Below are 23,923 nucleotides of genomic sequence, written 5' to 3'. Positions count from 1 at the left end.
GGCTCCGTCTCAACGCGCGTCGGACCTTACCCGTCGTGAACGTCCGTCGTTTTTAACGCGGTCTGAAGCCAACAAAAGTACTCTGCCAGCGCCCCGAAAAACCGTGTCGCTCGCCAAAGCCATAACGTTTTAGTTTTCGACAAGCCTCTTCGCTGCTGTACCAGAAGAGCGCGTGCATGCGGCTCTCTCACGAACGCTGCAACGCGCTTCTAAAGCATGAGTAACCACGCCCGACCGTCGTCCAACGATGGCGCTTCATTACGCAAGCACGCACACCGGTATGTCGATCGACACGTACACCCCACGCTACGAAGCCCCGCTCCTTACCATCGTTGTAGCGGCCTACAACGTCGAGGGCTACATTGAAGAGGCGCTCGCGTCAGTGCTTAGGCAACCCTATGGGGATGCAATCCGGCTGGTCGTGGTCGACGATGGCTCCACCGATGACACCTACGCCGCCGTGCAGGCTGCAATGAAGCGCGATGGGCGCAAGCACGTGGAATTGATCCGTCAGGAAAATGCGGGAGTGAGCGCTGCGCGCAACAGAGGCCTGGCAGCGGTCAACACGCCGTACGTCGGATTCCTGGACGGCGATGACATTTATCTCGACGGATTCTCGGCTGCGGTTGTTCCGCAGTTAGCCGATCTTGCGTGGGACATCGTCGAATACAACGTGACTATTATCGACGACGATGGACGGCGGCTGGAGGACCTCGAGATCGTGCCGGCGGGCAACGAGGGCGGCAAGCGCATGGACGACGCCGGGCGCAGACAGTTCGTCGATCTCTTCCATACATTCGTATGGGCGCGCGTGTTCCGGACGTCGTTATTCGGCATTGCGTCGTTTCCCGTGGCGAGGCATTACGAAGACATGGCTGTGATGCCGTCGATCTACATGCGAGCGCATAGCGTGTTTCGCATTGGCACGCCGTTGCTCGGCTATCGACGCCGCTTCGGCAGCATTACGCAACGGGCGTCGTTACGTGACCTCAGGGATCTGCGCACGAACGGGCTTGAAGCGCTCGCGCAATGTAGCCACAGCGAGGCTGCCGACTTCTGGCTTCGTGTGTTCAACAATAATTTCGAACGTGCGTGCCATGTAGGCGCGCGCGTGGATCGCGGCTCCTTTCGCGAAGCTCTGGATATTCTCTTTGCGATGGCTGCCGATCGTCGCGAAGCCTATAGTGACCAGGGGCAGGCGACTCCTCGCCACAACGCGGAGCTCGGCCGGTTGCACCTTAAGGTCGGCATGGACAGATTGGTCCATTTGCTCAAACGTATGGTGAAGAAGGCGTTGCGGCGCAGGCTCGACCGCCAGGCTCGACCGCGTCGCCAGTCGAGCTATTAGCGTCTGGCGGCTGGCGCGCCGTGCGGGGCCAGGCTAAAGGTACCCAGATATGAACGTAGCTGTTCGCTTACCGCATCGAGCAAGTCGGTGCTTTTTCTATTGAACGAGAATGCGCTGAGAGGAAGGTTTTGCTGCCGTTCTTTCGTTTCCCTCCCGTGCTCCACAGCCTCAAGGACCGAGTCGCCGATACGATCCGCAAGGATGCGATTTCCCTGGGCGGTGCTTGCGTACGCGTCGATCGCCCCCGGGTGCACCGCCGCGATAGCATCGTTCTAATGCTCGAAGAGGGGTAGTTGATCGTCGGTTGGATCAAGTTCAGGCGCCGCGCGCGGCGCTCAGCAATTTACCCCATTCGTAGTCGACGCGATCGGGAGTGAAAGGCAATACACCGGCGCCTGGCGTGAACGTCAATTCGCCGAAATAGAGCCGATCGTCAAAGGCATAAAGATCGACACGAACGTATTCGAAATCGCTCGCCAGTGTCGCGGCCGCTTCCAGAACCGCATCGAGGTTCGATGGCCGAACCAGCCGGTGATCGCTTCGCTTGTACGGCCCAATGGCGATTTCCATGCGGCTCCAACTGGCATCGTACACATCTCCACGTGTGTTGCTGCCAAAGCGGTCGGTAATGACGAGGATATACATTACCGGCTTTCGGAGGTTTCCCGAAAAGCAATGGATCTTGAAGTCGGCCGGAATGTGTCCATCGTGATCGAGCAGCAGGGTCTCGAAGAAAAGGCGTGGTTTGATCTCGCGATAATGCCGCTCCCGATCCACCCAATAGAAATCTGTGGAGAGCCATTTCTCCTCAAGTTGCTTCAACTCTTCAAATGAAGTTTCGGATTTGTTTCTGACTATTTTGACGAAACTACTACCGTGATTTGCCTTCATGACAAACTGATCCGGTAGTCTATCGTAGACGTCCTGGCAAAAATCGACGGGTGCCGCAATCAATGGAATGACATGCTGAGGGCCCAGTTTCTCTTCGACATACGCACGCGTGGCGAGCTTGTCGCTCAATACCGCGTAGCGTGGATCGGGTCGCAGATTGCGCTGAAGTATCTGCTCGTTGAACGTCACGGGATTGCGCAGTCGTGGGAAGCGCCCAATGCACTTCTTGTGCAACAGGCGAAGGAACAGGGCATCGGGCAACAGTGATTTCGCGGCTTCCTTGAATCGGCGAGTCAGGCTTGGCGGCTCGGATTGATGCAAATGCTCGCCGGGCAGAGCGTGATTGCCATTGCAAACGCCGTCCAGCTTCTCAAGAAGCCTGACTGCTTCAATGCGCGAGTTGAATCGCGCCTCGATCTTATGGCGCGCATTCGCCGCTATTTCCGCCAGGTTGTACATGCCCGCGGCAATTTCATCGACGATCTTCGCCAGGTCGACCGAATCGCGCTCATTCACGAGAAAGCCTGACACTCCGTGATCGATCAACTCAGGAATGCCGCCATGACGTGACGATACGGTTATTACGCCCGAGGCCATCGCTTCCATCAACACGACCGGCACGCCTTCCATGTCCCCATCCGACGCAGTCACCGATGGGAGCACGAAGATGTCGGCTTCGTTCATCAACGTGCGCACCTTCTCGTGAGGCTGCGCACCTAGAAAACAGACACGCGATTCGAGATTCAACTGGACCACTAAAGCTCTCAGCGAATTTTCAAGGTGACCTGAGCCGACTATGGTCAGCTTCACCGCAGACGTGACGTATGCCATGGCTCGAATCGCATATTCGATCCCCTTCTTTTCTGTCATTCGTCCAATGAGCAGAATATTCAACGTCGCCGATGATGAGCCGCGCCGCGAGAACGGAAATTTGTCGATATCGACACCCATGCGGCCGACATGAATCTTTGCGGGATCGCAACCCCAATCCCGAATGCGATCTGCAAGGAATTGACTAACTGGCAGAAAAAGTTGGCCACTTGCGAAGAGGCGCAGATAGTCGCGACGATAGGAATCTACCAGCCTGTGGCTCGTCACGTCATGGCCGTGAAAGACAGTAACCAAGGCGCCGGAAATCAGTCCTGCCTCGCGCAAGTATTGCGCACGAACGCCGACCATGCCGAAATGTGCGACGACTGCCTCGTACTGCATAGTCGAATTCATACTCGAGACGCGCGCGATATCGGCCGCCGCCGCCCACCGCCGCTGAAGGGCCGCCCGCGCCGCGACTCGACACGCATGGTGGGCGCGCCGATCGTAAAGTCCGCGAAACGCGAGCTGTGCAACAGCAAGCATTTTTGCGGTGCGACTCGCGCCGCACTGCGGACTCACGAAGGACAGACACTCGCGCTCGACTATCCGGACAAGCGAGTCATCTCCCCGCGTCAGACCGAGAATGGAGACATCGGCGCCAGCATCAAGCAGCGCCTTCGCTTGCTCTATGATGAACGTCTCGGAAAGCACAGGAAAGCGTTGCGCAATGATAAGTATCCGCATGAGTCGGCCCTCGTTAAGCGTGCCGGGAACAGATAGCCGCGTGCGCCCTTCGCGAAAAGCCGAACGTGCATCTTATTGCTATCGACCTTCGCGAAACGCCAAACGCGTGTGAGCGGCCTGACAATCCCCGAGGCGTGCGCGTCCGGTTGGCATTCTGGCGATCCGTACATAACGAGGAAGACCGAACGCGTTGCCGCCGAACGTTTGTGGGCGGATCCGGATTTGCCAGCGCATGGCCGACGCGTCAGTGCGATGAACCGATTCCGTCGCTAACAAACACGTCGCAAACAAACATCCGCGTATCGGCGCCGACATCGCGACAAACCAAACGACCGCACGGTCCAACATCGGCCACGCCACTACCGGCAATTGCGCCGTTCATAAAGCGACCATTCGCCCTCTTGCTTGACCAGGACAACATCGCATTCTTTGTTGGCAAAGAAATTCGCCGGCAACGGCCCGATCTTGTGAACGAAAAAATAGCGGTACAGCCGGCCGTTGTTCCTCTTCCAGTCGAAACTTCCCGGATCGTGTTCAAGCGCGGGCGGACCGATGGGCAGCATGCCCGGCCTGAAGCGCACGATCTGCGGCAAGAAGGTCGCAAAGTTCAGATCGACGAAACCGTGCTGCTCCGCCTGATACCACAGCGACTGGTGCGCGTAAGCGGCTGTGCTTTTGTACGCGGGGCTTGCGCGATCGAAGATCAGACTCAGCGCGCGTTGCCCCGGTTCGGTTTGCGCAAGCAGTTCGTCCAGCGGTGCATTCTCGACGGCGAAACGGTGCAGACGAATCGTCTGGTCCGTCAGGAAGATCCAGCATCCCGCAATGATCGCCGCTTGCACGCCGCAGCCACGCAGCGTGCCCAAAGTCGAACCGGAAGACGCCCGGCGAGCGCCGCTCGTGGAGGATGGCGGCGCGCAGAACATCAGCGCATAGGCGGGCAATAGAAACAGCGCGAAACGGTGATACAGGTAGGCGGTTTTGAGCGCCGTGCCGGGCGCGAGAAACCAGATGAGCGTCACGGCGAGCATCGGCACGACCACCGAGCGATCAGGGTTGATCCTGTCGCGCCACAACCATGGCGCGGCGAACATCAACGCGGCGAGCGGCAAATACGCGGCCACAGTCTTGTTCATGCCCCACACGTAGGTGGGCAGCGCGAGCAGCCGCGGCAGGTCAAAGCCCCATTTGAATACGTCTAACCCAGGTACGGTCTGTCCGAGCAGCGGATCGGTCGCGCGGCTCCACAACGCATATGCGATGCACAGCACGCCGAGCGGCACGAACGGCGCGAGCGCGAGCACCTTGCGTGCGAGCGGCCTCTGCTTGAAAAGTACGAAGCCGACGCCTATCGCGTTTGCGAGCAAAAACACGAGTCCGTGACAGAAGAACAGCGCCGTGCCTGCAAGAAATATCAACACGCCTTTTCTGCTTGACGTCGCCGTCGCATAACCGTGCGCGAGCCAGATGAACAGAATGCCCAGCGGCGCCGCGACCAGAAACGTGTAAAAGCCCCACGCGAAGGCAAACCCGAAAAATCCCGGCACGAAAAGCCAGTCGAGCCGTGCATCGCCATGCAGGTGCCGGCGAAAGCCGACGCACGACGCCACGAACGCGAAGTACGCGAGCATCAGCACGCACTTGAGCGCAGCGCCGACCGGCATCAGATACGTAAGCGGCAGCGCCACGCCGTAACCGACGAGATACGGCGTGAGCAGATTGATCTGCACGAGGTTTTGCCACGGCGACGTGTGTTCGAGCAGATCGCGCAGCAACATCACCTGACCGGCGTGTTGCGGCACGTCGACCATCGGCGGACGCGGCGCGATCCAGAACAACACTCCGCCATACAGCACGGTGACGATGAACAGAACGCGCGGCAAAATCGCGGCGAGCCGACCGGCGCGCGGCAACAGCGCGTGTCTGGGGCTCGTTTCGACGCCAGCATTGGCCGGCGCGGAGCGATCGATGGGCAAGTTCATAGCGTTTGCTCGATGATGAAACGCGGACGCTGCTTGGTCTCGGCGTACGTCTTCGAGATGTAGCCGCCGATAACGCCGAGAAAGAGCAGCTGAATCCCGCCGAGGAAGTACATCGGAATGACGGTCGAGGCCCAGCCGGGCACCGTGAGGTCGGTGAAGAGGCGAGCGAAGGCGGCCCACGCGCCGAAGCACAGCGAGCCGAACGCCAGCAACGCGCCAATGCGCGTGCTCCATTGCAAGGGTACGGCGGAGAACGACGTGATGCCATCGAACGCGAACGCGAGCATCTTGCTGAGCGGATATTTGCTCTGGCCCGCAAAGCGCGCGGCGCGCTCGTATTCGACGATCGCCGTCTTGAACCCGAGCAGCGGAATGATGCCGCGAAGGAAAAGATTGACCTCCTGAAACTGCCTCAACGCTTCCACGGCCTTGCGGCTCATCAGACGAAAATCCGCATGGCCAGGCAGGATATCGACGCCAAATGTCCTGAGCAGCTTGTAGTAGTTGCGCGCGGTGACGCGTTTGAAGACCGTGTCCGTCATGCGCTTGTGACGCACGCCGAAGACGATCTCCGCACCTAGCTGATACTGAGCGAGCATGCGCGGAATGGCTTCGACGTCGTCCTGAAGGTCGGCGTCAAGGCTCACGAGCACATCGCCTTGAGCCGTCAGCAGACCGGCGAGCAATGCGTTCTGATGGCCCCGGTTGCGCGAGAGTTTGATGCCGCCACAGTGCGCATTCTTCGCATGCAGCGATTCAACGATCGACCAGGTGCGGTCGCGGGAACCGTCGTCGACGAAAGTGACGCGGCTCTCGTCAGTCACTTCGCCGGCGTCGATCAATCGCTCCAGAAGCGCGAGAAGCCGTGTACCCGTCTCAGGAAGGACTTCTTCTTCGTTGTAGCACGGTACGACCAGGTTCAACGTCGTCATAGGCAATTCCCCATTTCTGAAGCTGCCTTGACCCGGAGTCAGGCGTTTAACGTATTTGGACATTAATACGCATCTCCGATCACACGCAAGCGCAAGGACCTCGTGTGTCCGAAAACCACTAAAACAGCGAGGAAAATGCCGAATCAGATTGCGTAATCCGGTGCGGTATACGCAGAAGGGAAGGGGAATGTTCCTGCAATTCCCGTATGATGGTGTTGTTGTGAAAAGAGACAATATCTGGGTGTCTGTTTCATCAGCTTGTTTTCAATGGCCTTTGGAATCGATGTTTTACGGGAGGGAGAGCCATCACATGGACAAGGCCGAATTCGACAGCTTCGCTGACGAGTACCTTTCGCTGCACGCCCGTAACATTTCAGCATCGGGCGAAGGCCCGGCGTTTTTTGCCGAGTACAAGATTCGCGACATCGCCGAGGAGATGGCGCGCCGTCATGCGCTGCCCGCACGCATGCTCGATTTCGGCTCCGGCGTGGGCACGTCGATCCCCTGGGTGAAGCGCTATTTGCCGAACGCGCAGCTCACCTGCGCGGATGTATCGGAGCGCTCACTGGAAGTCGCCCAAAGCCGTTTTCCTGATTCTTCGCGCTTCGTTCACTTCGACGGCCACACGCTGCCTTTCGAGGAGGGGGAATTCAATCTCGCCTACGCAATGTGCGTGTTCCATCATATCGATCATGCTGAGCATGTCCACTTGCTGCGCGAACTGAAACGCGTCGTGGGTCCGCAAGGCACGGTCGTCATCTTCGAGCACAATCCGCTGAACCCGCTGACGGTCAGAGCCGTCAACACCTGCGAATTCGACGTCAACGCCAAACTGATCACCGCACGCAACATGAAGCAGGCCTGCCGCGACGCAGGTTTTTCCGATGTCGCCGTGCGCTTCCGGATTTTTTTCCCCCACATGCTAGCCAAACTTCGTCCGCTCGAAAGATATCTGACCCATGTTCCGCTCGGCGCCCAGTATTCCGTTTATGCGACGGGCGCATGAGGGCGGCGATTCGATGAACGGCCTGCGCACAACCGCACCGCGTACCGAATCGCTTCAGCAGTTCATCAAGTATCTGCTGGTTGGCGGCCTCAATACGGCGATCTCGGCCGTCATCATCTTCGTCGTCCAGGCGGCGGGCGCGAGTCCCATTGTCGCCAACATAGTCGGCTATGCCATCGGTGTGACATTCAGCTTCGCCCTCAACAGCAAGTTCACGTTCAGGACAGCGGCAACGCGGCACTCCGCCATGCGCTTTCTGGTCGTCGTGCTGATCTCGTATCTGGCCAATCTCGCGACCATGCTTGCGGTGTTGCATCTCACACACGCACCCTACGTCGCACAACTGTGCGGCATTCCCGTCTACGTGATCGTCGGCTTTCTCGGCAACAAGTATTGGGCGATGCGCGCGCGCTGAAGACACGAGTTGGATCCACACATCATGCGCACGATCTTTTAAACACAAGGTCCGTCGTCCGACGCGCGTTAGCGATGTCTTCAGGCTAACTCGATGGTGCGCGACTCTGCGCTCTGGTCATGTTTCAGGGACGTGGTTGCGTCACCGACTCGTCAAGAGTCGAGACGGGCGTGGCAATGAGTCCGCGCATTCAGGAGAGCAAAGCTGTATGGGGAACAATACGTTTCATCATCATTGACTATCGAACGCAATGACGTTGCGCGACCGTGGTCGCACGCGATGAATGGCGACGAAAACGCTTATCGAGCGGGAGCGCGTGTCACGTGGGCAGGCCTAGGGTAGAGTGGAACTCGTCCTCCGTGTGAGAGTGTTGTGCTTCCAGGTTTGGTAGCCTATCTGCTTTTCGACGTTCCGGAACCACCCGTCGACCGATAGCGATGGAACCGTGCGTTAGTATTCCGAAGTGACCATAGACGCGGCAAGTGCTCAGCGAGCGCAATGTCGATCCAGTTGAACATGTCGTCCGGCTGGTCAAGCGGTGCGTAGATTTCCGCAAACGCGAAAGGCGATGTAGAGCGTCTTTGACGTCTCGCCAACATGTCCTGCAAGTACCATTGCAGGACTTTTTATAACCGCCCGAGCTCCCAGATCGTGCGGATGGTTTCTGCGCGAGCGAATTCGTTGCAGCGCGTTAGCGCGTCGATGGTCGCTTCGACCGCTTCCTCGTATTGCCCCAGCATTTCGCACGCGATGCCCAGTAGGTGATAGATCAGCGGGGAGCCGTTGCCGCGCCCCGCGCTCGGCTACTCGTGAATCGCCTCTTCGGATCCGCCGGCCTGCACGTGCCCGAATATGCGCGAACCTTCGAATCCCGCGACAGGAGCCGGCAATCTCGCATGCTCTCCCGGGCACGACGAATTACCGCCTCACACATCCTTCAAGCCGAACCCGTTTCGCGGGTCGCCGAATGTTGGTGTTCGTGCGAAGAGGCGAATCCATGACTCGATTCGCATCCGTCTTTGCCGGCAATCAAAAGTCGTTGGTCGAACGCTTTTCGAATTGCCATTCACCGCAGACCTGGGTCACCGCATAATGCAATCGGCATATAACCATCCGCGGTACTGACAGCAGTCCGAGAGCGCACCCAAAAACGCCCGTCTGTGCACCGGATAGACGCCATCAACCATCACGGCTACCTCGCCCCAATCCTTACGCCAGGCGCGCCGCAACTTATCCAATGCGCAACACCGCTCACACCCCCACAAAAAAAAATCCTCACCTTCACCGAATGTGCTAGAAATAACAACTGCACGGGGGCACCGGCAAACAGCCGTACGGGGCAAGCGAGCAAGCGATCTTGGGCTTTCAAAATTCTTAATCGCCGCGAGGTGGATCATGAGAATAAAAACGCTTTTAGGGTTTGGGGTGACGACGATTGCCTCGGCGCTAACGCTACAGTGCGGCCTTGCGTGGGCCGACGGTCCCGAAGCCGCCTATGCGGCCGACGAGGAAGCGCCGGCCGCCTCGCTCAGTCCGGATGAATATCAGGTCAACGCGGACGGCATGAAAGAGGATCCGAAAGCGAAGATGTCGGATGTGGCTCGCGCTTATCGCAACGGCTATATCAATCGCGGCAAGGAGGATCAGGCCGGTTATAACGCGATGATCGAATCGCACAACCATGGGCAGCGCAAGCCCACCAACACGCAGGTCGCCCGAGTGGACGTGCCGCCGTTGCCGGCCGGCCTTCCCGAAGACGACAACTCGAAGTACACCACCATCCCGCCGCAGCCTCGTCAGTACGCGCAGCGCCAGGTCTCGCAACCGCGTCAGGTGCCGCAACCGCCGCCGCAGCAACAGCCGCAGCCGCAGCCGCAGTACCGGCAGGCTTATCAAGAGCCGCAGTACGCACCGGCGATGGCGATGCAGTACCAGCCGTCGCCCGAGTATGCACAGGCGCAGATGCAGCCGGTCTACGCCGACAGCCAGCCTGTCTATGTGCGGCAGGAGTATGCGCCGCCGCCTCCGGTCCAGTATGTCCCGGTCTACGCGCAGCAGCAGTACGAGGAGATGCCGGTGGTGGAAACCGTGATGCAGCCGGTCGCGCCGCCTGTCGCGTATCAGGTTTATCGGCCGCCGGTCTACTACAGCACGCCGCGCATGTATGCGTACCGTGCGCCGGTGATGAGCTATCGGATGTGGCGCTGACGCGTTAGCTAGGCGCCGCTGAACGGCGGCGCACGGTCGGCGGGGGAGACGAACGCTCGGAAAGCCATCGATGGAGTCTGTTTGGGCTCGGCGGATTCACACCGAGCCTCGGGTCTTTGCACGCGCGAGAAGTGCGATAGCGCAAAGTGCGCAACAGATGGCGCCGCAAACTGAAGGGCTGCCGGTCGGCTCATGCAAACCAGGCCGGTCATGTCGAAGCCGCTACGGCGGCATCGATCCCGGTCGATCGATGCCGTCGAGCCATGCATCGACGGCAACGTATCGAGTCTACTGACCGCTGCTGTGCCTTGTGCGCACCGTCAACCGGTTCGTCACGGACCTGACGCCGCGAACCGATCTCGCGGCGTTCCCGGCCCGCTGAATCTGTGAGCGCTGCGGCACGCTGCCCGTCAGTGTTACCACGCCGTGGCGCGCCTGAACATGAATCGACGCGGAGTTCAGCCCGGTCGTGCGTGTAAAGGCGCGACGAACGTCGCGTACCAGCTGGCTATCGGTTCTGGCTCGAGATGAAGACGTCGTGACTGGCTGGTTTTGCGCGGAGGCATCGTTCGGCATGCCGCCGGGCGTCTGCGCAAACGCGCAAGTTGCGCCAATCGCGAGGGATACGGCGGCAATCGCGCCGACTATTCTGCTCGTGCCGTTTGTTCTCACTATTCCTCCTTTGCCGGTTTGTCCGGGTCTGCCTTTCAAGCTGCGTGGTGCCAGCGGGGGCGAAGCGGTGAAGCGTAACGCCGCCTCGAGAAGCGTGTGCGACCGCCGGATCTGATTATATGCCGCGCTGACAGTATGAACGGGGCATTCACGACATTGCCGCCCAACGGCGCTTCTCATGGACGAGGCGAGGACGATGAGTCGCGACGTGTCTGTTGCGGCGGCGGTGTGTCGATGGAGCAGACCGGAAAGCGGCTTGCCGGAGGATAGCGAAAGCGCGGAGAGAACACCTGACTCTCCGGCCAGTCGGCAGCGCAAGCAGCGCAGACCAGCGGGAAGATTGCATCACGAACGCGCGCCGATCGCCTCGCGAGCGGGCGCGTCCGTCAGCGCGTCAGACTTCGTATGCGATCGACTTGTTCGTTGAGTTGTGCGACCGAATTGGCGAGAAACTCCGCGCGCGCAGCTTGCGCATCACGTGGCTCTGATCGGCGCTTCGCAGTGCGTGGGCGCGCCAGAGCGCCGCCGTCGACGCTGCGATTGCAATGATGATCGATGCCACGAAGATGGCGGGATCGTAGTGAATCGCAGGCTCCATCAGCAACGCGTGCATGCCCACGTAGTGCATGCATGGCGATGCCCAGACCCATCAACACGCCGCCGACCAGCAACCGGATTACGCCCAGAGCTTTGCGCGTGACGACATACAACGCGAACCATGAGACGAGCACGGCAACGAGGAGCGACTGGCCGGTCACGGCGAGATCGCAGCCGAGCGGAATGCTCAGGGAGAACGACAGCATCCCGATGAAGTGCATCGACCAGATGCCGATGCCCATCGCCAACGCGCCGCCGGCCAGCCAGATCTACCGCGTGCGCGCATAGGCAAGCAGGGAGATACGGTCCGCGAGATCGAGCGCTGTGTAGGAAGCGAGCGTCGCGATGACGAGAGACAAGGCGACCAGGCCCAGGTTGTAGCGACTTTGCATAGTTCCGCGGCTTCTATAAGAACTCGATTAGTGATGACTGACAGACCCGCCGGTATTCGTTGCCGACGAATGGCTCGCGAATGGCCCGCCCGGCAAACCGCACTGGCCGATGCGGCTGTCTATTCAGCCGGGGGTCTGCTCCGTGGCAGTCCGATCATTCCGGCGGCATTGCCTCGGTTTCGAATCGAATTCGGTTTGGATGCAGAGTGGCGTGGAAAATAAACGGAATCGGGTTTAGTACAGCTAGCCGAAAGCTAATTGAAGAATTGAAGGGAAAATGACGGCTCTATTGCAATGGCTGCCGGATGCATGGCGGGGCGGCGGCGTGGTGCGCAAGCGCGATGTTGAAGTCCGACGCAGACGAGTATTCAGTATCCGCTTCAAACCGTTGAAGCCCCATGTCTCATGGACGAAACCGGCCGTGCAGGGCCGCCGCCTCGTCGAGTGCATAGTATCCTGGCGGAGTTGATCAATCCGTCGTGTGCGTAAGCGCACTGACGGCGACCATTACGCCGGCGCGTAATAGAGCGAAATTCCCCGTTCAGAAAACCCGATATGGCCAACGCATTGGAAATGCTTTCCGCTACAACCCTCGAGAATCAGCGCGAACATAGCGAGGCGAATAAAGTGGACTTCAAAATGCATCCCGTCAGTTTCGGCGGGCATTTTGGCTGGCTTTCCGAACCGTTGCCAAAATCCAGTAAAAATGGCAAAGCGGGCATCGTGCTCTGCGCGCCGCTCGGTCATGAAGCGTTATGGCTGCATCAAACTTTGCGCTCGCTAAGCGAGCGCCTCGCGGCCCGGGGATTCGTGGTCCTGAGATTCGACTATGTGGGCACCGGCGATTCCATCGATCCCGGTGGCCTGGTCGAACCGGATAAATGGGTGGACGAGACCGTCGAGGCCGTTGGCTTCATGAGACGCGCGACGGGTGTCCAGCGAGTCGCGCTGGTCGGATTCCGCTTTGGCGCGATGGTTGCCGTGCAGGCGGCGCGGGCGGCGCATGTCGATACCGTGGCGCTCGTCGCGCCGGTCGTCGGCGGACGGCAGTTCGTGCGGGAAATGAATGTGCTGCAGCGCACCTGGCTGGAGAAGTCAGGGCAAAACGTTCGCGACGACGCTGCCGCGCCGGCCGGTGCGTTCGACGTGCTGGGGCATCGCTTCAGCCGCGCCGCCATCGACGCGATTACCGAATGCGATCTGCGCCGCGCGACGGCATCCCCGGCGAGCAAGCTGCTGATCGTCCACCCCGGTGATCAGGGCCCCAGTAACGAGTTGGCGCAGACCTATGGCGCGCTCGGTGCGCAAGTCGATTCGCTTCCATTTGTCGACTACGCCGAGGCGCTGCAGCCCTCGTGGCAGGCGAAGCTGCCCGAGGCGACACTCGCCTCCGTCGAGGCATGGTTCGGCCGCGAGTTCGAGCCGTCGTTCTCGGCAGCGGGTTTTCCTCCTGCGCCATTCAATACGGTCGCGTCGCTGCTCGCCTATCGACGCTCGCGCGGCTTGAGCGGCGCGGTCGAAAGACCGGTCGAACTGGCTGAGGGGCGTTTGTTCGCGATCCTGTGCGAACCGGAAAACCGTGCGGAACGCGCGCCCCTCGTCGTGATCGCCAACACGGCGGCGACCAGCCATGTCGGCGACGGCCGCTTTAACGTCGAACTCGCGCGCTCGCTGGCGCGGGCAGGCTTCGCCTCCTTGCGCGTCGATGCGCACGGCATTGGCGACAGCCGCAATGCGTGGATGGTCGCCGATCCGTCCTTGCTCAGTTACGACCAGCTCGCCGCCGATACGTCGCTGGCGGTCGATTGGGCAGTGGCCCGAGGGCATCCGCGCGTGGCGGTGTTCGGCATCTGTTCGGGCGCCTATCTGGGCCTTCAGACCGCCACGACCAATCCTGCGGTGCGGGCGCTGCTGCTGGTCAATCTGCAGAGCTTCGATTTCCCGGCGGGCTTCCGGATGTGCGACGCCACCAAGATCGGAGCGGGGTCGACGCGCGCGCACTTTCGGGCGATGCTGCGCGTGCGGAAATGGTCGCAGGTTCTGCGCGGCGAGGTCGGTCTGCGGCCTGTGTTGCGAACGTTGTCGCGCTATGCCGTCGACGCCGTCGTGAGCAACGTCGCGGCATTGACCGGCGACGCGAGCCGCGCCACGGTGAATAAAGGCTCGCGCGCCCGGCGGCGGATGAAAGATCTCGATGCGCGCGGCGTCCGTGTCAGGCTGCTGTTCAGCCCGCTGGATCATGGGCTCGACGAACTGCGCATGCACTTCGGGCCGGGCGGGCGCCGGCTCAACAAGCTGCTGCACGCGAGCGCGATGGTCATCCCGAACATGGACCATGAAGTGTTGAATCGTGCGGCACGGCAGCAGGTTGCCGCGGTGTGCGAGAGCTTTCTCAATCAGGCATTCGCTCACGAATAAAGCGGGCGACGCCGCGCCTCGCTCAGGACCTGTTTGCCCAATGCTGCGGCGCATCGCACGGGACGGTCGCCGTGCCGGTCTTTTCAAGGGTGAGGTTCACCGATCGCGCCCCGACCGGCCGCGTTCGATGACGCACGCCCGCTGGCACGCTCAGCAATTGGCCGGGTTGCAGGGCGACCGACCCATCGTCGAAATCGACGGCGAGGATGCCTTCCACGACCAGAAACGTTTCGTCCGAGTTCGGATGCAAATGCCAGAAATACGGCGCATCCATGACGCTCAGATGGACGTCGTGGTCATTGACGCTCGTCAGCACACGGTTTGCGTATCCTCGATGCATGCCGCTGGTGACTGCGCTCAAATCGATCGGTTGGATCATGTCGTCTCCGTGCGTGTCATAAGCAGGAGTCAGCGTAACCCGGTCTCGACGCGATCGCTAAGTCAGATTTTTTCGCAAGTATGTGAGCGAGATGATCCGATGTGCGGACGGCACGACGCGCAGGGTCGCCGCGATTTACCGCGGAGCTCGATCCGTCTTATCCTGTCGCCACGCCCTTCAATCTGGAATCACGCGATGCAAACCCATCCTGTGCGTCTTCTTCCCGGCGACGATCTGCGCGCCGCCCTGGAAAACGTTTTGCGTCAGGTCAACATGTCGGCGGCCTTCGTGATTCAAGGCATCGGGAGCCTCAGCGTCGCCCAATTGCGATTTGCCGGAAATGAGGGGCCAACCGAACTGCGCGACGATCTGGAAATTCTGACGCTCGCCGGTTCCCTGTCATCTGATGGCGCGCATCTGCACATGTCGGTTGCGGACCCGCGCGGTCGAGTGTTCGGTGGACATGTGGCCCGCGGTTGCGCTGTCCGTACAACCGCTGAGATATTGATCGCGCTTCTTCCCGAACATCGCTTTTCCCGCGAGCCCGACGCAAGTTCGGGTTTCATGGAACTGGTGATACGCAATGAGCCGCTCGGGGAGCAGGTGTCGTCTGGAAGCGACGCCAACCATCCATAAGCAACTGGCCGGCCGACATCATCTAAGCCATCAACCGGCCGCGATTGCCCGCCTTGACGGCACGCCCGAACGCTGCGCTATACTCCAATTCATGGACACGAAACCGACCGCGTTGAACCTGCATCGTTGGTGGCCCGCCTGAATCCGGCGGCCCGTTTCCTCACGCATATCGCAAACGTGATGCCGCCAGTCCCTGGCGGCATTTTCGTTTCTGCACGCCGAAGACTGGTGGTTTCAAAAGTATGAGACTCCAGTTCATGACATCAGCCAATCGACCCACTATCCTGACCGGCGACCGGACCACCGGTCCGCTTCACCTCGGCCATTACATCGGCTCCTTGCGAGCCCGCGTTCAGCTTCAGCACGAGGCCCAACAGTTTCTCCTTCTCGCCGATACTCAGGCGCTGACCGACAACGTAGGGCGGCATCAGCGGGTCACCGAGAACGTCATCGAAGTCGCGCTCGACTATCTTGCCGCCGGCATCGATCCGGCGAAGTCGACGATCTTCATCCAGTCGCAGGTGCCGGAACTGGCGGAGCTCACGCAGTACCTGCTCAACCTCGTGACGGTCGCGCGTCTCGAACGCAATCCCACCATCAAGGAGGAAATTCGTTTGCGTGGCTTCGAGCGTGATATTCCAGCCGGCTTCCTGACCTACCCGGTCAGTCAGGCGGCCGACATCACCGCGTTCAAGGCGACGCACGTGCCGGTGGGTGATGACCAGATCCCGATGATCGAGCAAACCAACGAACTGGTGCGCCGCTTCAACAACACAGCCGAGCGGCCTGTGCTGGTCGAGTGTGAGGCGGTGCTGTCCCAGGTCACTCGACTACCCGGTATCGACGGCAAGGCCAAGATGAGCAAATCCCTCGGGAACGCCATCGCTTTAGGCGCCACGCCGGACGAAATCACGGCGGCGGTCAACAACATGTACACCGACCCGAACCACCTGCGAGTCAATGACCCAGGCCAGGTGGAAGGCAATGTCGTATTTGCGTTCCTGGATGCGTTCGAGCCGGATGTGCAGAAGGTGGATGAGCTCAAGGCGCACTATCGCCGAGGTGGATTGGGCGATAGCGTCGTCAAGCGAGTACTCAACGAGCGGCTCCAGGCGCTGATCGAACCGATTCGCACGCGCCGTGGCGAGTTGGCGAACGAGCGGGCCGAGGTGCTCGCGATTCTGCGTCGCGGCACGATGCGCGCGAGAGAGGTGGCCGGACAGACGGTGTCCGAGGTGAAAAGCGCGCTGGGTTTGACCTACTTCGAGACTTGAAAGACGGTTAGCCGCACCTGGAAGGGCGGCCCCAGCCGGACAGCTTCATCTGCGCCGGCGGGGGCCTGTCACTGCACGAAACGGCAGACGCAATGCGAGCGGCCGGCTGCGCTTCCCAGTCAGGCGAATCGGGAAGCGCGTCGCCGTAACGTCGATCTACTCAGCGTATTGCGCGTCGGCTCAATACGAAAGCCCGTATCCGTACGGATATAACGGATGTGCCGTATCGTGCGGCAAGTCCTCCAGCTGAGCGTTGACTTCATCCATCGACGAAGGCAGTTCGAACGGCAGTTTGCCTTCCGGCTTGCCTTTGCCGGTCAGGACGTCGAACAGCGCGATATCGCTTGCGCCGAAGTTGGCGAGAATCGCGGTCGTCTTGTCCTGCACGTTGGTCAGAATGGCCGGTCTGTCCATGTAGACGGATACGATCGATTTCGGCGCGGCAGCCGCCTGTTTGATCGCCTCATAGTCCTTATTGCCGTCGACGAACGCGAGACTTCCCTCATGCTGCATCGCGCCGAACACGTAGTTCGGATGCAAGGTCTCATAGGGCGTACTCACGCGCAGGACGGCCACATCGGCGGCTTGCGGCGTATCGACAACCGTGTAGCCGTATTGCTGCGCTACCGCCGGGTCGATACCGTACAGCCACACTTTCTTGCCCGTCGCCGTCAACGGCAGCACGTTGCCGCTGTTTTGCAGGAGCACCATCGAACGGCGTTGCGCATCGAGCGCCTGCGCCTTGAAATCCGCATTACCGACGATCGTGCCTGCCGCATCCGCATCGACATAAGGATGATCGAAGAGCCCCTGCTGGAATTTCTGCAGCAGCACACGATACGCGGAATCCGCGAGCCGTGTTTCACTCAGCAAGCCCTGATTGACAGCTTGAATGAGGAACGACGGATCGTCTTCGCCACCGAACTGGTCGATGCCCGCCGTGACGGCCTTCACGAAACGCTGCAGCCGCGTGGCGGTTTCCATGCCCCACGGCATGCCGAGCCCCGCGAACGAGGGTGAGCCTGACGAAACGCCGTTCATGCAGTTGGTGTCGCAATCCGCCGCGATCAGCCAGTCCGACACGACCACGCCCTTGAAGCCGTATTTGCCGCGCAGCAGGTCGGTCAGCAGCGCTTTGTCGTAGGCCGCGCCCACCTGTTCGAGCGCGATGCCGTCCACGGTCACCGGCGCGTCCGGCTCCGAATAGGTGGGCATCACCGAGCCGACGTTGGCCGCGAATGCGCCCTCGAATGGCTTCAGGTGATAGGCGAAGTTGTTACCCGGATACGTCGCATAGCGGCCATAGTAGTTATGACTGTCAAAGCCGGACTTCTGCGCGCCGTAGGCGGCCCAATGCTTGACCACGGCAATCACGCTCTTCTCGTTGATGCCCGAGTTGCCGCCCTGAAAGCCTTCGATGTACGCCTGAACCTGCGCCCTGGCGAGATCCGCATCTTCACCGAAGGTGCCGTTGATGCGGGCCCAGCGCGGTTCGGTCGCAAGATCGGCTTGCGGCGAAAGCGCCTCCGTGATACCGACCGCGCGATATTCCTGCCGCGCTATATCGCCGAACTTGCGTGTCAGTGCGCTATCGCCGATCGCCGCGAAGCCCAGCGTCTCCGGCCATTGCGAAAATCCGCTGCCGCCCGCGCTCGCCCCCAGCACATACTGGAAGTGATTGCGCGGATCGGAACTGATCGACACAGGAATGCCAAGCCGCGATTGTTCCGCGAGCGTCTGGATCTGGTTGTATTGCGATGCCATCGTATTGGCATCGCCGCTCATGCGCGTAATGTAGGTGCTGATGTCGAGATCGTTGATTTGCGTCTTCAACGCCGCGAGATCGTAGGCCGAGCCGGTTCCGGCGCCGGTCGTGTCGTTCAGCACGGGCGCGGTGCCGTGCATCATCAGGCCGGCTTTTTCTGCCAGCGTCAGACGGCCGGTCAGATCGCGTGCGCGGACCTCGGCGGAAAGACGCCAGTCCTCGTAGGGATCGAGCTGGCCATTGCGATTCATGTCCTTGAACTTGAGATTGTCCTTCGTGAGCAACGGCAGAGTGGTGTACCCCAGGTCGCGTTGCGCGACGGCGGGGGAATCGTTGACGTCGCTGCCGCAAGCGAACAGGCCGAGCCCGAGCGCGGCGCTGGCGGCGGCGATTGCCGTGACCCGGCAAGCGGGTTGGGAAAAGAGGTGCATCTGTGTCTCCGGGATTCGGTGGATCTTTCGAGTTTTGGCGGCCCAATCGACGGGCCGCGCATTACCTTATCCTTACCGTCTACTACCGGTTTGACTGCGCGGTGCACGGTTTGCCTTTGTGGAGCAGGGCGCATAACGAGCCCAGCTGAAAGTTGGAGAAGGCAAAATGTAATGGCAATTCCTGATGGATTCGCGCGCGAGCTGTGGGCATGATCGGGACATGCCCGCCCATCTGGAACACATGTCTGCCAACTTGACGTCGCACGTCGTCCCGCGCCGTACCGTTTCGAACCGCATCGCCGTCGCCGCGCTGCATGCTGCCGGGTCCGCCGGTATGTCACCGGAAACATTTGCTGCGCGCACCGGCATTGCGGCACAAGACCTGATCGACATCAATGGCCGGATCGACGGCGCGCGGCATCGCCGGCTGGTCGAGTTGATGGCTTCCATGAGTCCGAATGTCGAACGGCTTCTGGATGAACGCTGCGGCCTCTTTCCGGATTTCCCTGTACTGGGCAACCTGTGTCTGAATGCACGCACGCTGCGCGAGGCTATCGACGCATTCATCACTTTTCGCCCGCTCATTGGCGAGTTCGATTTCCTTTTCTGCAAGGAAACGCCCGAGTGGGTGCGCTTCGAGTACATTGCCGAATTCGCGCCCGACAACTGCTTCCAGGCGCTCGCTAATTTTCACGTGCTGGCGACATTGATCCGCGCATACGATGGCGCGCATGCCACGGCATTTCGTGTCGCGTTGACCTGTAGTGAACCGCGCCGCTCTCGCACGCCAGGCGATTTTTTCGGCACGACGGTGCAGTATTGCGCGCCGGCGAACCAGATGCAGTTCTCCGCGGCAGCGTTAGACCAGCCCTTTTCCAAATACAATGCCGTGCTCGCGCCGTTTCTGCTGGAGCAGACGCAAAAGGAATTGCAGCGCGTTCAGCAAAGCGGTCTGTTTTCCGCCCGTGTCGCGGATCTGGTCAGGGACATCCTCGCGGACGAAAGCGCGGAGGCGCCGACGTCATCCTCCTTGCTGGCTCAGATCTGTGAACGCCTGAATACTTCGCGTTGGACTTTGCGTCGTCAATTGCAGGCCGAAGGTCTGCATTTCAGCGAGCTGGAAGCGCGGGTCAAGTTCAAGGAAGCATGCCGGTTATTGGCCGATACGCGCTTCAGCGTCGCGCAGATCAGCGAGCAACTCGGCTTCTCGTCGCAAAGCGCCTTCACGCGCTTCTTTCGTAGCCGGCACGCGACGCCGCCGGTGGCTTTCAGGCAGTGGGCGCAGATGCAGCAGGAGAGTAGAGGGTGGATTTGAGGTCGGCCTTTTGCTCGTACTCGCCAGCCTGAGAGAACGACTGCTCCGACATTAGGATCGTCGTTGAGATCTCATCGGTCACGCCGAAACGGTTTTAAGAATCCGCCAGAGTCATTTGCCAGAAAGAATCGAATCTGCAATTTCATACCGCTCATCGCCAACGGAAATCAGACTAACCTCACTGTTTTTTCTGGCGACAGCTTTCTCCGCCGGTGGCTGATCGGGAGTCGTGGTACTGACTCCAATCACCGCACCGTCTGCACCGAAGAAGATCGTTCGGGCGCTGCCTCCTGGCCAGTAGATCGTGACATTCGCGCTACGATCGCTGTGGCGTGTGACGTGGAATCTGCACATGCTTGTAGTCTGTCCCGCACGGCGGGCGCACGGTAGCTTCCCTGTCGCGCTGAAAGCGGTTCCCCTTGTCTTTGAGTGCTCGTCTTTGTGATTGGGCACGGCGCTGCTCGTCGCTGCATCCGTCGGAACCGAAATGAGCGTCACGCCTTCGGCTTGACCGACCACATGCCCACGACGATCGCGAAGCATGGCCCGCACGCTTGCGCTATCAGCGCCGCCCGGACAACCGACGAGCGTAGCCGTATGGTCGAGGTAGGCGGAAGTTGCGGGCGACTCGCCAAGCCGACGACACGCATTTCCTGCCTTGGGATAGCCGTCACCGAAGGGCGCGAGTGATGCCGGCCATGCGAAGGGTTCGCGCGCATCTGCCGCATGCACCGGGCTGCTGAGCGCGATGAACGCGAGCGCCGCGAACGTTGCGCGCGAGCGGAAAAGCTTGATAGTGTTCCCCATCGGACTTTCTCCGTGCGTTGACACCGGTTTGCCGTATCGACACCGAATGGCGCGCCGCAGCCCCCGGCAAGCGCTAACCTCAAGCCCTTTCCAGCAAGGCCACGTCAATCTACGCTTCAGCCAGAACCTGCTCGATCGCCTTCACGAACTGCTCGACGGGCTGCCCGCCGCTCACCAGGTATCGACGGTTGAAGATAATGGCCGGCACCGACTGGATGCCCATCTCCTGATTATTCTGTTCTTCCGCGCGAACCTCGTAGCCATAGATGCCGCTCGTCAGCACGTCGCGCGCTTCTGCGGCATCGAGTCCCACGGATTGCGCCGCTTCGAGCAGCACGTCATGGTTGCTCGGGTCCTTCCCGTCGGAATGATAGGCCTGCAGCAGCGCCATCTTGAGCGGCAACTGTTTGCCTTTGATGCCGGCCCAATGCAGCAGGCGGTGCGCATCGAAGGTGTTGTAGACCCGCGTACGCGGTCCGAACGTAAAGCCGACGCTCGCCCCGCGCTCGCGGATCATCTCCTGCGTTTCGGCGATTTGCGCCGGTGTGCGTCCATACTTTTTGCCGAGATAATCGACGATGGCCTCGCCGGCCGGCCCCATCTGCGGATTCAGTTCGAACGGATGCACGGCAATCTCGGCGTCGACGGTGTCGACAAGACGCGCGAGCGCAAGTTGAAGCGAAGATAGGCCGATCGCACACCACGGGCATGCGATGTCGGAGACAAAATCGATGGTTAGCGCCTGTTTCATGGTGGTCCTTACTGGAATGACGCGTTGCGCAGCCGGTATGGCGCGCGCGTGACAGAGGCCGACAGCGTAGCCTGAATTGCCGACTCTTGCAGGGACCGCGCGTCGATGCGCGAGTATGGTCGAATTGAACCGCAAGACCCGGAGTGTTTTCTTTTGTCGACGACCGTACACTGGCTCGAATGATGATATCTCATGGACCCGACTACGCGTACGGTCGCCAATCAGCTATGAACCCAAGTGAAGCGAAAGCGCCCACCCTCCCATATGCAGCAACGATCACGCAACGGATCGACGCACTGGACTGGCGAAGAATCGAGCAGGATCTCGACCTGTACGGATGTGCCACTGTGCCCGAACTCGTCACAGCGTCCCAATGCGACATGCTGGCGGCCCTTTATTCGCGCGACGATCTCTTCCGAAGCCGCGTCGTGATGGCTCGCCACGGTTTTGGCCGTGGCGAATACAAGTACTTCCGGTATCCGCTGCCGAACACGATTGGCGAATTGCGCACGGCAATCTATCCGCACCTGGTGCCGGTCGCGAACCGATGGAATCAAGCCATGAACGTCGACGTGCGTTATCCGGCGATGCACGCGGACTTCATCACGCGGTGCCATGACGCCGGCCAGGTCCGTCCGACGCCGTTGCTCCTGCAATACGGCGAGGGTGACTACAACTGTCTTCATCAGGATCTTTACGGCGAACATATATTCCCGCTTCAGGTCGCGATTTTGCTGTCGGAGCCGGGGCGGGACTTTACCGGCGGGGAGTTCGTCATGACGGAGCAGCGTCCGCGTATGCAGTCGCGTGCGGAAGTGGTGCCGCTGGCAAAAGGCGATGCAGTGGTGTTCACGGTCAACAGCAGGCCTGTTCAGGGGACGCGGGGCCCATATCGTGTCAATCTGCGTCATGGGGTCAGCCGTTTGCGTTCGGGGCACCGGCATACCGTGGGCATTATCTTTCACGACGCAGTGTGAGGTGAGTCGTCCAGCGTGGAAGCGGGATCGCCGGGGCCGAAAGAGCGTCACAAGCCGCGTTGTCGTCATGACGCGTGAAGCTCCGCACGAGCAAACGCCGGCTCCTTTGGCGAATTCCGTAACCCGCGTCACAATCGAGGTATCGGCCGCGACACGACACCATGGAAAACCTCCTCAAGAAACTCGACCTCACTTCGCTGCGCCTGTTCGTCGCCGTCTGCCAGGAGCGCAATATCGCGCGCGCGGCCGAGCGGGAGTTCATCGCGTCGTCCGCGGTGAGCCGACGCATCGCCGAGATCGAAGTAGTGATCGGCTTGCCGGTGATCCAGCGCCAGTCGCGCGGCATCACCGTGACGCCGGTCGGCGAGACCGTGCTGCGCTACGCGCTGGCGATCATCGGCAACATCGAACAGATGAGCGCGGAGTTGTCGCGCTTTTCGTCGGGCGCGAAAGGGCGCGTGCGAGTGGTCGCGAATCTTTCGTCGATCGTGCAGTTTTTGCCGGAGGACGTGGCGGCATTTGGGCGCGCGTTTCCGGACGTTTCGATCGAACTGGAAGAGGAAAACAGTGCGGACGTGCTGCGTATCGTCGATGAGCATGGCGCCGACTTCGGCATCTGCAACCAGATCGCCGGCAGCGAGGCCTTCGAGCAGGTGCCCTACCGGCAAGACCGGTTGGCAGTGCTGGTGCCGGGCGGACATCGGCTCGCCCACGCATCGCGCGTCACATTCGACGACCTGCTCGAAGACCGCTTCGTCGGCCTGCGCAGCGAGAGCGCACTGACGCGCCTGCTTGCGCAGCAGGCGGCGAGCGCGGGACGTCAGCTCGACGTGAGGATTCGCGTCAGCAGTCTCGACGCGCTATGCCGGATGGTACACGCTGGACTCGGCATGGCGATCGTGCCCGAGCAGGTCGGGCTGCTGTACGTGAATGCGCTCGACGTGCGTTTGCTGTCCTTGAGCGACGCGTGGGCCGTGCGCCGTCTCATCATGATCTTCAAGGCGCGCGAGCAGCTGAGCGCGAGCGCGGCGGCTTTGGTCGGGTTCCTCGGCGACCAGCCCTAGCATGGCCGACGCGGCGTAACCCGGTGCGAACCGGCCCACGCCGAGGCGCCCGCCGCGATATTCAAAGCAACACAACGCACCCAGCCCTCGCCAAACGAGACGGCTG

19 protein-coding genes and 2 pseudogenes are annotated in these 23,923 nt (G+C 60.6%); 10 read left to right on the top strand and 11 right to left on the bottom strand.

What is annotated here, in order from left to right; genetic code table 11:
- The first annotated feature begins 280 nt into the window (after positions 1-280).
- On the top strand, positions 281-1,348 hold the full coding sequence (locus ACZ9H4_RS00350; protein WP_408152064.1) for a glycosyltransferase family 2 protein: 1,068 nt from the start codon (positions 281-283) through the stop codon (positions 1,346-1,348).
- Positions 1,349-1,663: 315 nt separating this feature from the next.
- Here ACZ9H4_RS00350 and ACZ9H4_RS00345 read toward each other — a convergent pair whose 3' ends face one another.
- From ACZ9H4_RS00345 to ACZ9H4_RS00330, 4 genes and pseudogenes are all read right to left on the bottom strand, one after another.
- Entirely contained in the window at positions 1,664-2,575 is a 912-nt protein-coding gene (locus tag ACZ9H4_RS00345) for an ATP-grasp fold amidoligase family protein (protein WP_408152132.1), read from the bottom strand.
- Positions 2,576-2,626: 51 nt separating this feature from the next.
- A pseudogene (locus tag ACZ9H4_RS00340) lies at positions 2,627-3,796 on the bottom strand (glycosyltransferase); the annotation flags it as partial.
- Between the two features lie 359 nt (positions 3,797-4,155).
- A complete protein-coding gene (locus ACZ9H4_RS00335) occupies positions 4,156-5,778 on the bottom strand; it encodes a hypothetical protein (protein WP_476117988.1) in 1,623 nt (540 codons plus the stop codon).
- Positions 5,775-6,710: a glycosyltransferase family 2 protein gene (locus ACZ9H4_RS00330; protein WP_408152066.1), complete on the bottom strand. Its 936-nt coding sequence runs from the start codon at positions 6,708-6,710 to the stop codon at positions 5,775-5,777. The genes ACZ9H4_RS00335 and ACZ9H4_RS00330 overlap by 4 nt, the downstream gene beginning before the upstream one ends.
- Before the next feature lie 310 nt (positions 6,711-7,020).
- Here ACZ9H4_RS00330 and ACZ9H4_RS00325 point away from each other — a divergent pair, with 310 nt between their 5' ends.
- The 3 genes from ACZ9H4_RS00325 (at position 7,021) to ACZ9H4_RS00315 (ending at position 10,339) form a co-directional block, all read left to right on the top strand.
- A complete protein-coding gene (locus ACZ9H4_RS00325) occupies positions 7,021-7,716 on the top strand; it encodes a class I SAM-dependent methyltransferase (protein ID WP_476117987.1) in 696 nt (231 codons plus the stop codon).
- 13 nt (positions 7,717-7,729) lie between these two features.
- Positions 7,730-8,131, top strand: coding sequence for a GtrA family protein (locus ACZ9H4_RS00320; protein ID WP_408138819.1), 402 nt, complete (start codon positions 7,730-7,732; stop codon positions 8,129-8,131).
- Positions 8,132-9,526: 1,395 nt separating this feature from the next.
- Positions 9,527-10,339, top strand: coding sequence for a hypothetical protein (locus ACZ9H4_RS00315; protein ID WP_476117986.1), 813 nt, complete (start codon positions 9,527-9,529; stop codon positions 10,337-10,339).
- 288 nt (positions 10,340-10,627) lie between these two features.
- Here ACZ9H4_RS00315 and ACZ9H4_RS00310 read toward each other — a convergent pair whose 3' ends face one another.
- The 3 genes and pseudogenes from ACZ9H4_RS00310 to ACZ9H4_RS00300 form a co-directional block, all read right to left on the bottom strand.
- Positions 10,628-10,915 carry a BON domain-containing protein gene (locus tag ACZ9H4_RS00310; RefSeq protein WP_408138815.1) on the bottom strand — a complete coding sequence of 96 codons (288 nt, stop codon included), beginning with the start codon at positions 10,913-10,915 and terminating at the stop codon, positions 10,628-10,630.
- 562 nt (positions 10,916-11,477) lie between these two features.
- Positions 11,478-12,000 (bottom strand): annotated as a pseudogene (locus ACZ9H4_RS00305) (MHYT domain-containing protein); the annotation flags it as partial.
- Positions 12,001-12,507: 507 nt separating this feature from the next.
- On the bottom strand, positions 12,508-12,747 hold the full coding sequence (locus ACZ9H4_RS00300) for a hypothetical protein (protein ID WP_408139578.1): 240 nt from the start codon (positions 12,745-12,747) through the stop codon (positions 12,508-12,510).
- Between ACZ9H4_RS00300 and ACZ9H4_RS00295 the strand changes: the two genes are divergently transcribed.
- On the top strand, positions 12,640-14,418 hold the full coding sequence (locus tag ACZ9H4_RS00295) for an alpha/beta hydrolase (RefSeq protein WP_408139539.1): 1,779 nt from the start codon (positions 12,640-12,642) through the stop codon (positions 14,416-14,418). The two genes, ACZ9H4_RS00300 and ACZ9H4_RS00295, sit on opposite strands and share 108 nt — an antisense overlap.
- 22 nt (positions 14,419-14,440) lie before the next feature.
- Here the strand turns inward: ACZ9H4_RS00295 and ACZ9H4_RS00290 are convergent, their stop codons facing one another.
- Positions 14,441-14,734, bottom strand: a complete 294-nt coding sequence (locus ACZ9H4_RS00290) for a cupin domain-containing protein (RefSeq protein ID WP_408138814.1) — start codon at positions 14,732-14,734, stop codon at positions 14,441-14,443.
- A gap of 258 nt (positions 14,735-14,992) precedes the next feature.
- Here ACZ9H4_RS00290 and ACZ9H4_RS00285 point away from each other — a divergent pair, with 258 nt between their 5' ends.
- Both ACZ9H4_RS00285 and trpS read left to right on the top strand, forming a co-directional pair.
- Entirely contained in the window at positions 14,993-15,433 is a 441-nt protein-coding gene (locus ACZ9H4_RS00285; protein ID WP_408138813.1) for a PPC domain-containing DNA-binding protein, read from the top strand.
- A gap of 257 nt (positions 15,434-15,690) precedes the next feature.
- Complete coding sequence (trpS, locus tag ACZ9H4_RS00280; RefSeq protein ID WP_408323451.1) at positions 15,691-16,707, top strand: tryptophan--tRNA ligase; 1,017 nt, start codon at positions 15,691-15,693, stop codon at positions 16,705-16,707.
- Between the two features lie 180 nt (positions 16,708-16,887).
- Here trpS and ACZ9H4_RS00275 read toward each other — a convergent pair whose 3' ends face one another.
- The gene (locus ACZ9H4_RS00275; protein WP_476117985.1) at positions 16,888-18,903 is read right to left on the bottom strand and encodes a glycoside hydrolase family 3 protein; all 2,016 of its coding nucleotides are present in this window, start codon (positions 18,901-18,903) and stop codon (positions 16,888-16,890) included.
- 241 nt (positions 18,904-19,144) lie between these two features.
- Here ACZ9H4_RS00275 and ACZ9H4_RS00270 point away from each other — a divergent pair, with 241 nt between their 5' ends.
- Complete coding sequence (locus tag ACZ9H4_RS00270) at positions 19,145-20,218, top strand: AraC family transcriptional regulator (RefSeq protein ID WP_408138810.1); 1,074 nt, start codon at positions 19,145-19,147, stop codon at positions 20,216-20,218.
- Positions 20,219-20,329: 111 nt separating this feature from the next.
- Here the strand turns inward: ACZ9H4_RS00270 and ACZ9H4_RS00265 are convergent, their stop codons facing one another.
- The gene (locus tag ACZ9H4_RS00265) at positions 20,330-21,025 is read right to left on the bottom strand and encodes a hypothetical protein (protein ID WP_476117984.1); all 696 of its coding nucleotides are present in this window, start codon (positions 21,023-21,025) and stop codon (positions 20,330-20,332) included.
- Positions 21,026-21,134: 109 nt separating this feature from the next.
- On the bottom strand, positions 21,135-21,776 hold the full coding sequence (locus ACZ9H4_RS00260; RefSeq protein WP_476117983.1) for a DsbA family oxidoreductase: 642 nt from the start codon (positions 21,774-21,776) through the stop codon (positions 21,135-21,137).
- Between the two features lie 227 nt (positions 21,777-22,003).
- On the opposite strand from ACZ9H4_RS00260, the gene ACZ9H4_RS00255 reads away from it, so the two are divergent.
- A complete protein-coding gene (locus ACZ9H4_RS00255; RefSeq protein WP_476118267.1) occupies positions 22,004-22,753 on the top strand; it encodes a 2OG-Fe(II) oxygenase in 750 nt (249 codons plus the stop codon).
- Positions 22,754-22,914: 161 nt separating this feature from the next.
- A complete protein-coding gene (locus ACZ9H4_RS00250) occupies positions 22,915-23,817 on the top strand; it encodes a LysR family transcriptional regulator (protein ID WP_408152075.1) in 903 nt (300 codons plus the stop codon).
- Positions 23,818-23,923: the final 106 nt, after the last annotated feature.

Source organism: Paraburkholderia sp. TE9906, assembly GCF_056279605.1.
This window is presented reverse-complemented; position numbering and strand designations above follow the sequence as displayed.